Raw genomic sequence first — 13,966 nt, 5'->3', positions numbered from 1 at the left:
TCCGGGGAGCTACCGGGTCAACCGGGACCGTCTTACTTGACGATCTTGGTGACCTGGCCGGCGCCGACGGTCCGGCCACCCTCGCGGATGGCGAACTTCAGGCCCTCCTCCATGGCGACAGGCTGGATGAGGTCCACCTTCATCTCGGTGTTGTCACCCGGCATGACCATCTCGGTGCCCTCGGGGAGGGTCACAACGCCCGTCACGTCCGTGGTACGGAAGTAGAACTGCGGACGGTAGTTGTTGAAGAACGGCGTGTGGCGGCCACCCTCGTCCTTGGACAGGATGTAGGCCTGCGCCTCGAACTCGGTGTGCGGGGTGACCGAGCCCGGCTTGATGATGACCTGGCCGCGCTCGACGTCCTCGCGCTTGATGCCGCGGAGCAGCAGACCGACGTTCTCACCGGCCTGGCCCTCGTCGAGCAGCTTGCGGAACATCTCGATGCCGGTGACCGTGGTGGAGGTCTTCTCGGTCTTGATGCCGATGATGTCGACCGGCTCGTTGACCTTGAGGACACCGCGCTCGATACGACCGGTGACGACGGTGCCACGACCGGTGATCGTGAAGACGTCCTCGATCGGCATCAGGAACGGCTTGTCGACGTCGCGCTCCGGCTGCGGGATGTTCTCGTCGACGGCCTTCATCAGGTCGAGGACGGTCTGGCCCCACTCCTTGTCGCCCTCCAGGGCCTTCAGGGCGGAGACCTTGACGACCGGAACGTCGTCGCCGGGGAACTCGTACTCGGAGAGGAGCTCACGGACCTCGAGCTCGACGAGCTCCAGGATCTCCTCGTCGTCCACCATGTCGGCCTTGTTCAGGGCGACGACGATGTACGGAACGCCGACCTGGCGGGCCAGGAGCACGTGCTCCTTGGTCTGCGGCATCGGGCCGTCGGTGGCGGCGACCACCAGGATCGCGCCGTCCATCTGGGCGGCACCGGTGATCATGTTCTTGATGTAGTCCGCGTGACCGGGGCAGTCGACGTGGGCGTAGTGACGCGACTCGGTCTGGTACTCGACGTGCGCGATGGAGATGGTGATACCGCGCTGGCGCTCCTCAGGAGCCTTGTCGATCTGGTCGAAGGCCGAGGCCTCGTTCAGGTCCGGGTACGCGTCGTGCAGCACCTTGGTAATGGCGGCCGTGAGGGTCGTCTTACCGTGGTCGATGTGACCGATGGTGCCGATGTTGACGTGCGGCTTAGTCCGCTCGAACTTCGCCTTCGCCACTGGGGTCCTCCTGTGGAGTGGTTCTGTACGCCTTACTCATCGGCGCCAGGTGATCTTTGCTGGATAGCCCGGGCCCGGGGGCATTCCGCCGTTGTTGCGGTGGAATGCCCCGACAGGCTCCGGAGTCAAGCCTAGAGCGTTAACTCGCGGCGTGAGTTACTCGCCCTTGGCCTTGGCGATGATCTCCTCGGCGACGTTCTTCGGAACCTCGGCGTAGGAGTCGAACTGCATCGAGTAGCTCGCGCGACCCGACGTCTTGCTGCGGAGGTCTCCGACGTAGCCGAACATCTCCGAGAGCGGAACCAGGCCCGTGACGAGCTTGGCGCCGGCGCGGTCCTCCATGGACTGGATCTGCCCACGGCGGGAGTTGATGTCGCCGATCACATCGCCCATGTAGTCCTCGGGCGTGGTGACCTCGACCTTCATCATCGGCTCGAGCAGGGCCGGGCTGGCCTTGCGGGCGGCCTCCTTGAAGGCCATCGAACCGGCGATCTTGAAGGCCATTTCCGACGAGTCGACCTCGTGGAACGCACCGTCGAGCAGGGTGACCTTGACACCGGTCAGCGGGTAGCCGGCGAGAACACCGAACTCCATGGCCTCCTGGCAGCCCGCGTCCACGGACGGGATGTACTCCCGCGGGATGCGGCCACCGGTGACCTTGTTCTCGAACTCGTACCCGTCGCCCTCCAGCGGCTCCAGCGCGATCTGCACCTTCGCGAACTGGCCGGAACCACCGGTCTGCTTCTTGTGCGTGTAGTCCAGGCGCTCGACCGGCTTGCGCAGGGTCTCACGGTAGGCGACCTGCGGCTTGCCGACGTTGGCCTCGACCCGGAACTCGCGCTTCATGCGGTCGACCAGCACGTCGAGGTGCAGCTCGCCCATACCCGCGATGATGGTCTGGCCGGTCTCCTCGTCGGTGTGCACCTGGAACGAGGGGTCTTCCTCGGCGAGACGCTGGATGGCGACACCCAGCTTCTCCTGGTCGCCCTTGGACTTCGGCTCGATGGCGACCTGGATGACCGGGGCCGGGAACTCCATCGACTCCAGGATCACCGGGGCGCCCGCGTCGCAGAGGGTCTCGCCGGTGGTGGTCTGCTTCAGACCCATGACGGCGACGATGTCGCCGGCACCCACCGCGTCGATCTCCTCACGCTTGTTCGCGTGCATCCGGTAGATCTTGCCGATGCGCTCCTTCTTGCCCTTCACCGAGTTCTGCACCTGCGTGCCGGCCTCGAGGCGGCCCGAGTACACCCGGATGAAGGTGAGCTTGCCCAGGTGGGGGTCGCTCGCGATCTTGAACGCCAGGGCGGCCAGCGGCTCTTCCTCGGACGGCTTGCGCTTGACGACCTCCTCCGGGTTGCCGACCGCGTGGCCCTCGATGGCCTCGACGTCCAGCGGGGAGGGGAGGTAGCGCACGACCGCGTCGAGCAGGGGCTGCACGCCCTTGTTCTTGAACGCGGTACCGCAGAAGACCGGGGTGACGGTGGTCACGTCGGCCTTGCCGGAGGCGATGGTGATCCGGCGGATCGCCGCGTAGAGCTGCTCCTCGGTGGGCTCCTGGCCCTCGAGGTAGAGCTCCATGATCTCTTCGTCGTTCTCGGCCACGGCCTCGAGGAGCTTGCCGCGCCATTCCTCGGCGGCCTCGATGTGCGTGTCCGGGATGTCGACGGTGTCGTACATCTCGCCCTTGGCGGCCTCGGCCGACCAGACCAGCGCCTTCATGCGGACCAGGTCGACAACGCCCTTGAAGTCCGCCTCGGTGCCGATCGGCAGCTGCATGACGATCGGGGTCGCGCCCAGGCGGTCCGAGATCATGTCGACGCAGCGGTGGAACTCGGCGCCGGTGCGGTCCAGCTTGTTGACGAAGCAGATCCGCGGGACGCCGTAGCGGTCCGCCTGGCGCCAGACGGTCTCCGACTGGGGCTCGACACCGGCGACGCCGTCGAACACCGTCACCGCACCGTCGAGCACGCGCAGCGAGCGCTCCACCTCGACGGTGAAGTCGACGTGGCCCGGGGTGTCGATGATGTTGATGGTGTGGTCGACGCTGTCCAGCGGCCAGTGGCAGGTCGTCGCGGCAGACGTGATCGTGATGCCGCGCTCCTGCTCCTGCTCCATCCAGTCCATCGTGGCAGCGCCGTCGTGGACTTCACCGATCTTGTACGAAACACCGGTGTAGAACAGGATCCGCTCGGTGGTGGTCGTCTTGCCCGCGTCGATGTGGGCCATGATCCCGATGTTGCGGACCCTGGCCAGGTCAAGCGAAGTGGTAGCCATAGTGGCTCAGTCTTCTCTCGGTCTCGATGTGGGTTGCGACTACCAGCGGTAGTGCGCGAAGGCCTTGTTGGACTCGGCCATCTTGTGCGTGTCCTCACGCTTCTTGACCGAAGCGCCGAGGCCGTTGGAGGCGTCGAGCAGTTCGTTCATGAGGCGCTCGGTCATGGTCTTCTCGCGGCGGGCGCGGGAGTAGCCCACGAGCCAGCGGAGCGAGAGGGTGGCGGCGCGGCCCGGCTTGACCTCGACCGGGACCTGGTAGGTCGCACCACCGACGCGGCGGGACTTCACCTCAAGGGTGGGCTTGATGTTCTCCAGCGCGCGCTTCAGCGTGATGACCGGGTCGGTACCGGTCTTCTCACGCAGACCCTCCATGGCGCCGTACACGATGCGCTCGGCGGTGGAGCGCTTCCCGTTCAGCAGGACCTTGTTGATGAGGGAGGTCACCAGAGGAGAGCCGTACACCGGGTCGACGTGGACCGGGCGCTTCGGGGCGGGGCCCTTACGAGGCATTCTTACTTCTCCTTCTTGGCGCCGTAGCGGCTGCGAGCCTGCTTGCGGTTCTTGACGCCCTGCGTGTCGAGGGAGCCGCGGATGATCTTGTACCGAACACCCGGCAGGTCCTTCACACGGCCGCCGCGCACGAGCACGATGGAGTGCTCCTGGAGGTTGTGGCCCTCACCCGGAATGTAAGCGGTGACCTCGATCCCACTGGTCAGACGCACACGCGCGACCTTACGCAGGGCCGAGTTCGGCTTCTTCGGGGTGGTCGTGAACACACGCGTGCAGACGCCGCGGCGCTGGGGCGAACCCTCGAGTGCGGGCGTCTTGTTCTTCTCGACCTTGTCCTGCCGGCCCTTGCGGACCAGCTGCTGGATCGTAGGCACTACTTCTCCGGTTTCTGTGTGCCAGTCTCGGTAAAGCTAACCTGGAACGTTCCCGACCCACGCGGTCGGGTGTGTCGAATACTGCAGACCGGCCTCGCTGGAACGAGGGGCGGCAGATTGCGGTGTCAAAAGACCTGGCTTCCGCGCTGCCGGGACTCTCCGTCCGGAAGTGGGGGGAGAAGGCGCGCACGGCAGCCCAGGGACACCCCAGGCACAAGGTCAGAGCGTACCTAGCGCATTGGCTGCGGTCAAAACAAATGCACACGCGAAGGACACGCCGGACTCCCCCGCGCTGCGGCCACCGTAGTGCGTGCGGCGCCCGGCGCGGAAGACGGCACCCGGCCGTCAGGCCCGGGTGACCCCGACCAGCACCATCACCAGGAGGAACAGCGCCCAGCCGCCGATCCCCAGCCAGCCCAGCACCAGCCCGGCCACCGCCTGGCCGTCCCCGCGCTCCCCCGTCCGCCGGATCTCGGCCCGCGCCTTGTGCCCCAGCACCACCGCGGGGATCGCCGTCAGCCCCCAGGTGAACGGCGCTATCAGCCCGCACACCAGCGCGCCGGTGGCGGAGCCGTTGGTGGTCGGCGGGGGCGGCAGCTGCACCGGGAGGAAGGTGGCCGGCATGGCCGGGCGCGGCGCGAACTGCGCCTGCGGCACCGGGCCCTGCGGCAGATCGGCGACCAGCGCCTGCAGCTCGGTGTGCGTCTGCGCCTGATAGGCCCGGGCGATCCGCTGCTCGTACTCCGCCTGGCCGAGCCGGCCCTCGGCGAAGCCGGCCTTGAGCACGTCCACCGCCCGCTCGCGATCGGCGTGCGAGGCACGCATGGCCGGCAGCTGATACGGATTCTGAGCAGGCTGCCCACCCTGCCACGGCTGGAATGCCATGTCGCGAACCTCCCCCCGCTCTACAGTTCTCCCCATCCTCTCATCACAGACGCGGCAATGGGAGGACAAGTTCCCCGCGGCACGCGCCGCCCGATATCCGCCACCAACGCCGCAGGGCGGCCACCCCGTTACGGGATGACCGCCCTGCGGTTGACCGGCTCGCTTACTGGTTGTACGGACCGTAGTCGTAGTCCTCCAGCGGCACCGCCTGGCCGGAGCCGGTGCCGAAGGGCGAGTAGTCGATGTCGTCGTAGCCGACGGCCGAGTACATCGCGGCCTTGGCCTCCTCGGTCGGCTCGACCCGGATGTTGCGGTAGCGGGACAGGCCCGTACCGGCCGGGATGAGCTTACCGATGATGACGTTCTCCTTCAGGCCGATGAGGCTGTCGGACTTGGCGTTGATCGCCGCGTCCGTCAGGACTCGGGTCGTCTCCTGGAAGGAGGCGGCCGACAGCCAGGACTCCGTCGCCAGCGAGGCCTTGGTGATACCCATCAGCTGCGGACGGCCGGAGGCCGGGTGGCCGCCTTCCGCCACCACGCGGCGGTTCTCGCTCTCGAACTTCGAGCGCTCGACCAGCTCGCCCGGCAGCAGCTCCGCGTCGCCGGACTCGATGATCGTCACCCGGCGCAGCATCTGCCGGATGATGATCTCGATGTGCTTGTCGTGGATCGCCACGCCCTGGCTGTTGTAGACCTTCTGGACCTCGCCGACCAGGTGGACCTGGACGGCGCGCTGACCCAGGATCCGCAGCACGTCGTGCGGGTTGATCGCACCGACGGTCAGCGGCTGGCCGACCTCGACGTGGTCACCCTCGGACACCAGCATGCGGGCGCGCTTGGAGACGCCGTAGGCCGTCTCGTCGCTGCCGTCGTCCGGCGTGACGATGACCTTCTTGGTCTTCTCGGTCTCCTCGATCCGGACGCGGCCGGCCGCCTCCGAGATCGGCGCGACGCCCTTGGGCGTACGGGCCTCGAAGAGCTCGACGACACGCGGCAGACCCAGGGTGATGTCGTCACCGGCCACACCACCGGTGTGGAAGGTACGCATCGTCAGCTGGGTACCGGGCTCACCGATGGACTGGGCGGCGATGATGCCGACCGCCTCACCGATGTCGACCAGCTTGCCGGTGGCCAGCGAACGGCCGTAGCAGTACGCACACGTACCGACCGCGGACTCGCAGGTCAGGACCGAGCGGGTCTTGACCTCCTCCACGCCGTGCGCGATCAGCTGGTCGATGAGCACGTCACCGAGGTCGACGTTGGCCGGGGCGACGACCTTGCCGTCCACCACGACGTCCTCGGCGAGCATCCGCGCGTACACCGACGACTCGACGTCGTCCGCCTTGCGCAGCACACCGTCCGCGCCCTTCGACGCGATCCGCAGCTTCAGACCGCGCTCGGTGCCGCAGTCCTCCTCGCGGATGATGACGTCCTGGGAGACGTCGACCAGACGGCGGGTGAGGTAACCGGAGTCGGCGGTACGCAGGGCGGTGTCCGCCAGACCCTTACGGGCACCGTGGGTGGAGATGAAGTACTCCAGCACGGACAGGCCCTCGCGGAAGGACGCCTTGATCGGACGCGGGATGGTCTCGTTCTTGGCGTTCGACACCAGACCACGCATACCGGCGATCTGACGCATCTGCATCATGTTTCCGCGCGCACCCGAGTCCACCATCATGAAGATGGGGTTGGTCTTCGGGAAGTTGTCGCTCATCGCCTCGGCGACCTCGTTGGTCGCCTTGGTCCAGATGTTGATGAGCTCCTGCGTGCGCTCGTCCTTGGTGATCAGACCGCGCTCGTACTGCTTCTGGACCTTCTCGTCCTGGGCCTCGTAGCCCGCGACGATCCCCTTCTTGGCCTCCGGCACGACGATGTCGGAGACGGCGACGGTGACGCCGGAGCGGGTGGCCCAGTAGAAGCCGGCCGCCTTCAGGTTGTCGAGCGTCGCCGCCACGATGACCTTCGGGTAGCGCTCGGCCAGGTCGTTGACGATCTGGGAGAGCTGCTTCTTGCCGACCGAGTAGTCGACGAACGGGTAGTCCTCGGGCAGCAGCTCGTTGAAGAGCGCGCGGCCCAGGGTCGTCCGCAGCCGGAAGCTGTCGCCCTGCTGCCACTCCGGCTCGCCCTCGGCCGGGGCCGGCGGGGTCCAGCCGCGCGGCGGCACGGTGCCGATCGGGAAGCGGATGTCGACCTTCGCCTGGAGCGAGAGCTCGCGGGCGTCGAAGGCCATGATCGCCTCGGAGACCGAGGAGAACGAGCGGCCCTCACCCTTGACCTCGCGCTCCTCCTCGTCCGTGGTGAGGAAGAAGAGGCCCAGCACCATGTCCTGGGTCGGCATGGTGACCGGACGGCCGTCGGCCGGCTTGAGGATGTTGTTCGAGGACAGCATCAGGATGCGGGCCTCGGCCTGCGCCTCCGCGGACAGCGGCAGGTGCACGGCCATCTGGTCGCCGTCGAAGTCCGCGTTGAACGCGGTGCAGACGAGCGGGTGGATCTGGATGGCCTTGCCCTCGACCAGCTGCGGCTCGAACGCCTGGATGCCGAGGCGGTGCAGCGTGGGCGCACGGTTCAGCAGCACCGGGTGCTCGGCGATGACCTCTTCGAGGACGTCGTACACCACGGTGCGGCCGCGCTCGACCATGCGCTTGGCCGACTTGATGTTCTGCGCGTGGTTGAGGTCCACCAGGCGCTTCATCACGAACGGCTTGAAGAGCTCCAGCGCCATGGCCTTGGGCAGACCGCACTGGTGCAGCTTCAGCTGCGGGCCGACGACGATGACCGAACGGGCCGAGTAGTCGACGCGCTTGCCGAGGAGGTTCTGACGGAAGCGGCCCTGCTTGCCCTTGAGCATGTCGGACAGCGACTTCAGCGGGCGGTTGCCGGGGCCCGTGACCGGGCGGCCGCGGCGGCCGTTGTCGAAGAGCGCGTCGACGGCCTCCTGGAGCATGCGCTTCTCGTTGTTCACGATGATCTCGGGCGCGCCGAGGTCGAGAAGCCGCTTCAGGCGGTTGTTGCGGTTGATGACACGGCGGTACAGGTCGTTCAGGTCGGAGGTCGCGAAGCGGCCACCGTCCAGCTGCACCATCGGACGCAGGTCCGGCGGGATCACCGGGATGCAGTCCAGGACCATGCCCTTGGGGCTGTTCCGGGTCTGCAGGAACGCCGAGACGACCTTCAGGCGCTTGAGCGCACGGGTCTTCTTCTGGCCCTTGCCGGTCCGGATGATCTCGCGGAGGCGCTCGGCCTCCTCCTCCAGGTCGAAGGTCTCCAGGCGCTTCTGCAGCGCCGCGGCACCCATCGAACCGTCGAAGTACGTGCCGAAGCGGTCCCGCAGCTCGCGGTAGAGCAGCTCGTCGCCCTCGAGGTCCTGGACCTTGAGGTTCTTGAAGCGGTTCCAGACCTCGTCGAGGCGGTCGATCTCGCGCTGCGCGCGGTCGCGCAGCTGCTTCATCTCCCGCTCGGCGCCCTCGCGCACCTTGCGGCGGGCGTCCGCCTTGGCGCCCTCGGCCTCCAGCTCGGCCAGGTCGGACTCGAGCTTCTTGGCCCGGGCCTCCAGGTCCGAGTCGCGGCGCTGCTCGATCTGCTGGCGCTCGACGGAGACGTGCGCCTCCAGCGAGGGCAGGTCGCGCGTACGGCGCTCCTCGTCCACCCACGTGATCATGTAGGCGGCGAAGTAGATGACCTTCTCGAGGTCCTTGGGCGCGAGGTCCAGCAGGTAGCCCAGCCGGCTCGGCACGCCCTTGAAGTACCAGATGTGCGTGACCGGCGCGGCCAGCTCGATGTGGCCCATCCGCTCGCGGCGCACCTTGGCGCGAGTGACCTCGACGCCGCAGCGCTCGCAGATGATGCCCTTGAAGCGGACGCGCTTGTACTTACCGCAGTAGCACTCCCAGTCCCGGGTCGGGCCGAAGATCTTCTCGCAGAAGAGGCCGTCCTTCTCGGGCTTGAGGGTGCGGTAGTTGATGGTCTCCGGCTTCTTGACCTCACCGTGGGACCACTGACGGATGTCGTCAGCGGTGGCGAGGCCGATCCGCAGCTCGTCGAAGAAGTTGACGTCGAGCACTATGCGTCAATCCCTCTCAGGGTCGTATCTAGATGGTCTGTACGGGGTCCGGGGCGGGGCTGGGAGCTTCGGGAGGAGAAGCTCCCAGCCAGACCCGTCAGACCTCTTCGACGCTGCTCGGCTCGCGCCGGGACAGGTCGATGCCGAGCTCCTCCGCAGCGCGGAAGACGTCCTCGTCGGTGTCGCGCATCTCGATGGACATGCCGTCCGAGGACAGCACCTCCACGTTGAGGCACAGGGACTGCATCTCCTTGATGAGCACCTTGAAGGACTCGGGGATGCCGGGCTCGGGGATGTTCTCGCCCTTGACGATGGCCTCGTAGACCTTCACGCGGCCGGTGACATCGTCGGACTTGATCGTCAGCAGCTCCTGGAGGGCGTACGCGGCGCCGTAAGCCTCCAGCGCCCACACCTCCATCTCACCGAAGCGCTGGCCACCGAACTGAGCCTTACCGCCCAGCGGCTGCTGGGTGATCATCGAGTACGGACCGGTCGAGCGCGCGTGCAGCTTGTCGTCGACCAGGTGGTGGAGCTTGAGGATGTACATGTACCCGACCGAGATCGGGTCCGGGAACGGCTCACCGGAGCGGCCGTCGAACATCCGGGCCTTGCCGGACGGCAGGACCATGCGGTCGCCGTCGCGGTTGGGGCGGGTGTTCTCCAGCAGACCGGCCAGCTCGTCCTCGCGGGCACCGTCGAAGACCGGGGTCGCGACGTTGGTGCGCGGCTCGACCTGGTCGGCGCCGATGGCCTGGAGGCGCTGGGCCCACTCGTCGCCGAGGCTGGAGACGTCCCAGCCCTGGCTGGCGAGCCAGCCGAGGTGGATCTCCAGGACCTGTCCCGGGTTCATACGGGACGGGACACCCAGCGGGTTGAGGATGATGTCGACCGGGGTGCCGTCCTCCATGAACGGCATGTCCTCGACCGGCAGGATCTTGGAGATGACGCCCTTGTTGCCGTGGCGGCCGGCGAGCTTGTCACCGTCGGTGATCTTGCGCTTCTGCGCGACGTAGACGCGGACCAGCTGGTTCACGCCCGGCGGCAGCTCGTCGCCCTCCTCGCGGTCGAAGACGCGGACGCCGATGACCTTGCCGATCTCGCCGTGCGGCACCTTCAGCGAGGTGTCGCGCACCTCGCGCGCCTTCTCACCGAAGATCGCGCGCAGCAGGCGCTCCTCGGGGGTCAGCTCGGTCTCACCCTTGGGCGTGACCTTGCCGACGAGGATGTCGCCGGCCACGACCTCGGCACCGATCCGGATGATGCCGCGCTCGTCGAGGTCGGAGAGGACCTCCTCGGAGACGTTCGGGATGTCCCGGGTGATCTCCTCGGGGCCCAGCTTGGTGTCGCGGGCGTCGACCTCGTGCTCCTCGATGTGGATCGAGGAGAGGACGTCGTCCTGCACGAGGCGCTGCGACAGGATGATCGCGTCCTCGTAGTTGTGGCCCTCCCACGGCATGAACGCGACGAGGAGGTTCTTGCCGAGCGCCATCTCGCCCTGGTCCGTGGACGGACCGTCGGCGAGGACCTGGCCCTCGACGACCCGCGCGCCCTCGTCCACGACGACCTTCTGGTTGAAGGAGGTGCCCTGGTTGGAGCGGGTGAACTTGGCGACGCGGTACGTGGTGTACGTGCCGTCGTCGTTGGCGACGGTGATGTAGTCCGCGGAGACCTCCTGGACCACACCGTTCTTCTCGGCCTTGATGACGTCGCCGGCGTCGACCGCGCAGCGGTACTCCATGCCCGTACCGACCAGCGGCGACTCCGCCTTGATCAGCGGCACGGCCTGGCGCATCATGTTCGATCCCATGAGCGCGCGGTTGGCGTCGTCGTGCTCGAGGAACGGGATCATGGCGGTCGCGGCCGACACCATCTGGCGCGGCGAGACGTCCATGTAGTGCACCTCGTCGGCCGGGACGAGGTCGACCTCGCCGCCGCGCCGGCGGACCAGCACGCGGTTCTCGGCGAACCGCAGGTCCTCGGTGAGCTTGGCGTTCGCCTGGGCGATGAGGTAGCGGTCCTCCTCATCGGCGGTGAGGTAGTCGACGTCCTCGGTGACCTGGCCGTCGACGACCTTGCGGTACGGCGTCTCGATGAAGCCGAAGACGTTGACCCGGCCGTAGGACGCGAGCGAGCCGATCAGACCGATGTTCGGGCCTTCGGGGGTCTCGATCGGGCACATGCGGCCGTAGTGCGAGGGGTGCACGTCACGGACGTCCAGGCCGGCCCGCTCACGGGACAGACCGCCCGGGCCCAGCGCCGACAGGCGGCGCTTGTGGGTCAGACCCGACAGCGGGTTGGTCTGGTCCATGAACTGGGACAGCTGGCTGGTGCCGAAGAACTCCTTGATGGAGGCGACGACCGGCCGGATGTTGATCAGCGTCTGCGGCGTGATCGCCTCGACGTCCTGGGTGGTCATGCGCTCGCGCACGACCCGCTCCATACGGGCCAGACCCGTGCGGACCTGGTTCTGGATCAGCTCGCCGACGTTGCGCAGGCGGCGGTTGCCGAAGTGGTCGATGTCGTCGGTCTCGACAACGATGGTGTTGCCGTTCTCGCCGACCGTCTCGGTCTCACCGGCGTGCAGCTTCACCAGGTACTTGATCGTGGCGATGATGTCGTCCACGGTCAGCACGCCGGCGTCCAGCGGCTCGTCGCCGCCCAGCTTCTTGTTGACCTTGTAGCGGCCGACCTTGGCGAGGTCGTAGCGCTTGGGGTTGAAGTAGAGGTTCTCCAGCAGCGTCTGCGCGGCCTCGCGCGTGGGGGGCTCGCCCGGACGCAGCTTGCGGTAGATGTCGAGCAGTGCGTCGTCCTGGCCCTGGGTGTGGTCCTTCTCCAGGGTGGCGCGCATCGACTCGTACTCGCCGAACTCCTCAAGGATCTGGTCGGTGGTCCAACCGAGCGCCTTGAGCAGGACGGTCACGGACTGCTTGCGCTTGCGGTCGATGCGGACACCGACCATGTCGCGCTTGTCGATCTCCATCTCCAGCCAGGCACCCCGGGACGGGATGATCTTGGCGGAGAAGATGTCCTTGTCGGACGTCTTGTCGATCGAGCTGTCGAAGTACACACCCGGCGAGCGGACGAGCTGCGACACCACGACACGCTCGGTGCCGTTGATGACGAAGGTGCCCTTGTTGGTCATGAGCGGGAAGTCGCCCATGAAGACCGTCTGGGACTTGATCTCGCCGGTCTCGTTGTTGGTGAACTCCGCGGTGACGAACAGCGGAGCCGCGTACGTGAAGTCCCGCTCCTTGCACTCGTCGATGGAGTTCTTCGGAGGCTCGAAGCGGTGGTCGCGGAACGTCAGCGACATCGACCCGGAGAAGTCCTCGATCGGGGAGATCTCTTCGAAGATCTCTTCCAGACCGGACTTGGTGGGGACTTCCTGCCCACTCTCCAGCGCAGCCTCGACGCGACCCTTCCATGCGGCGTTGCCGAGCAGCCAGTCGAAGCTTTCGGTCTGCAGCGCAAGGAGGTTCGGAACCCCGAGGGGCTCCTTGATCTTCGCAAAGGAGATGCGCAGCGGGGCGGTGCTGTCGCCGTTGTTCGTATTGGCAGTCGAGGCGTTGCGCGAGGCGGCCAAGAGGGGGTCCTTCCGAGGGCTCGGACTCACTACGCGCGTACCGGTCCCGAATCCAGCAGACCGAGAGAAAGCCCAGGTCAGGGCCAATCATTCAGCTTTGCACGGGCTCGGGTATGCCCCTGGTGACGGGCAGGGAGCAGCTAACAGGCAGCGCAAAGGGTCAGTGTAGCCACATGGCCCACTGATGTCCAGAGCGAGTTTCCGGAGACCGGTACAGCACCGTGATACCGATCTTCTCCCTCCGGGAGGTCCTGCCCTCCGTGCCGGAGGAGCCCCTCGTTGTTCTTCTCTACGCCCAAAGCCCTGCGCCTGCCGAAAGCCCTGCGCCAGTGGCGCACACCGATGCTTCCCTCTTCGTCGGCGATCCATGCCTCGGACCCTGGACCGCTTCCGCGTCGCGTCCAGAGAATTGCGCGCCGCGTCCGGTTCGTCAAGGCCCCCCGCCTCCGGGAGATCGTCACAGGGAGGTGCGCCCGGACAACGAAGATCACCATACTCGCTCACCGGCGCGAGGCAACGCAGCCGGGGCGGGTACGCCGAAGGGCGACCACCCGTATGGGTGATCGCCCTTGGCGGTGTCCGCGTTACGCCCTCAGGCGCACCGGACGGAGTCCGCGGGACTCAGCGAGGTCACTTGACCTCGACGGAGGCGCCGGCGCCCTCGAGGGCCTCCTTGGCCTTGTCGGCGGCGTCCTTGGCAACCTTCTCCAGAACCGGCTTCGGGGTGCCGTCGACCAGGTCCTTGGCCTCCTTCAGGCCGAGGGAGGTCAGCTCGCGCACGACCTTGATGACCTGGATCTTCTTGTCGCCGGCGCCGGTGAGGATGACGTCGAACTCGTCCTTCTCCTCCTCGGCCTCGGCGGCGGCGCCACCAGCGGCACCACCGGCGACGACGACCGGCGCGGCAGCGGCGGCGGTGACGTCGAACTTGTCCTCGAACGCCTTCACGAACTCGGAGAGCTCGATGAGGGTCATGCCTTCGAACTGCTCGAGCAGCTCGTCCTGGGTGAGCTTCGCCATGATGGCGGTCCTTCCACTAATTCGGCTG

The 13,966-nt window shown here is 67.0% G+C and carries 8 protein-coding genes; all 8 read right to left on the bottom strand.

Annotated features, from left to right (window positions below; genetic code table 11):
- Nucleotides 1–32 precede the first annotated feature (32 nt).
- The 8 genes from tuf to rplL all read right to left on the bottom strand — a co-directional run bounded on the left by tuf (nucleotide 33) and on the right by rplL (nucleotide 13,938).
- A complete protein-coding gene (gene tuf, locus ADL22_RS19150) occupies nucleotides 33–1,226 on the bottom strand; it encodes an elongation factor Tu (protein ID WP_066980851.1) in 1,194 nt (397 codons plus the stop codon).
- 156 nt (nucleotides 1,227–1,382) lie between these two features.
- The gene (gene fusA, locus ADL22_RS19145; RefSeq protein ID WP_066980848.1) at nucleotides 1,383–3,503 is read right to left on the bottom strand and encodes an elongation factor G; all 2,121 of its coding nucleotides are present in this window, start codon (nucleotides 3,501–3,503) and stop codon (nucleotides 1,383–1,385) included.
- Nucleotides 3,504–3,542: 39 nt separating this feature from the next.
- Nucleotides 3,543–4,013: a 30S ribosomal protein S7 gene (gene rpsG, locus ADL22_RS19140; protein WP_066980846.1), complete on the bottom strand. Its 471-nt coding sequence runs from the start codon at nucleotides 4,011–4,013 to the stop codon at nucleotides 3,543–3,545.
- 2 nt (nucleotides 4,014–4,015) lie between these two features.
- On the bottom strand, nucleotides 4,016–4,387 hold the full coding sequence (rpsL, locus tag ADL22_RS19135; RefSeq protein ID WP_003948652.1) for a 30S ribosomal protein S12: 372 nt from the start codon (nucleotides 4,385–4,387) through the stop codon (nucleotides 4,016–4,018).
- Between the two features lie 345 nt (nucleotides 4,388–4,732).
- Nucleotides 4,733–5,212, bottom strand: a complete 480-nt coding sequence (locus tag ADL22_RS19130; protein WP_066980843.1) for a DUF1707 and DUF4190 domain-containing protein — start codon at nucleotides 5,210–5,212, stop codon at nucleotides 4,733–4,735.
- A 223-nt stretch (nucleotides 5,213–5,435) separates the two neighbouring features.
- A complete protein-coding gene (locus ADL22_RS19125) occupies nucleotides 5,436–9,335 on the bottom strand; it encodes a DNA-directed RNA polymerase subunit beta' (RefSeq protein WP_066980839.1) in 3,900 nt (1,299 codons plus the stop codon).
- Between the two features lie 97 nt (nucleotides 9,336–9,432).
- A complete protein-coding gene (gene rpoB, locus ADL22_RS19120; RefSeq protein WP_066980836.1) occupies nucleotides 9,433–12,918 on the bottom strand; it encodes a DNA-directed RNA polymerase subunit beta in 3,486 nt (1,161 codons plus the stop codon).
- Nucleotides 12,919–13,548: 630 nt separating this feature from the next.
- On the bottom strand, nucleotides 13,549–13,938 hold the full coding sequence (gene rplL, locus ADL22_RS19115) for a 50S ribosomal protein L7/L12 (protein WP_066980833.1): 390 nt from the start codon (nucleotides 13,936–13,938) through the stop codon (nucleotides 13,549–13,551).
- Between the last annotated feature and the right edge of the window lie 28 nt (nucleotides 13,939–13,966).

It is taken from the genome of Streptomyces sp. NRRL F-4489 (genome assembly GCF_001509485.1).
Classification (GTDB): Bacteria; Actinomycetota; Actinomycetes; order Streptomycetales; family Streptomycetaceae; genus Streptomyces.
This window is presented reverse-complemented; position numbering and strand designations above follow the sequence as displayed.

What these genes read in the sequence shown, in the direction of transcription:
- rpsG (WP_066980846.1), bottom strand. Translation starts at nt 4,013, where the DNA reads ATGCCTCGTAAGGGCCCCGCCCCGAAGCGCCCGGTCCACGTCGACCCG.
- fusA (WP_066980848.1), bottom strand. Translation starts at nt 3,503, where the DNA reads ATGGCTACCACTTCGCTTGACCTGGCCAGGGTCCGCAACATCGGGATC.
- ADL22_RS19130 (WP_066980843.1), bottom strand. Translation starts at nt 5,212, where the DNA reads ATGCGTGCCTCGCACGCCGATCGCGAGCGGGCGGTGGACGTGCTCAAG.
- rplL (WP_066980833.1), bottom strand. Translation starts at nt 13,938, where the DNA reads ATGGCGAAGCTCACCCAGGACGAGCTGCTCGAGCAGTTCGAAGGCATG.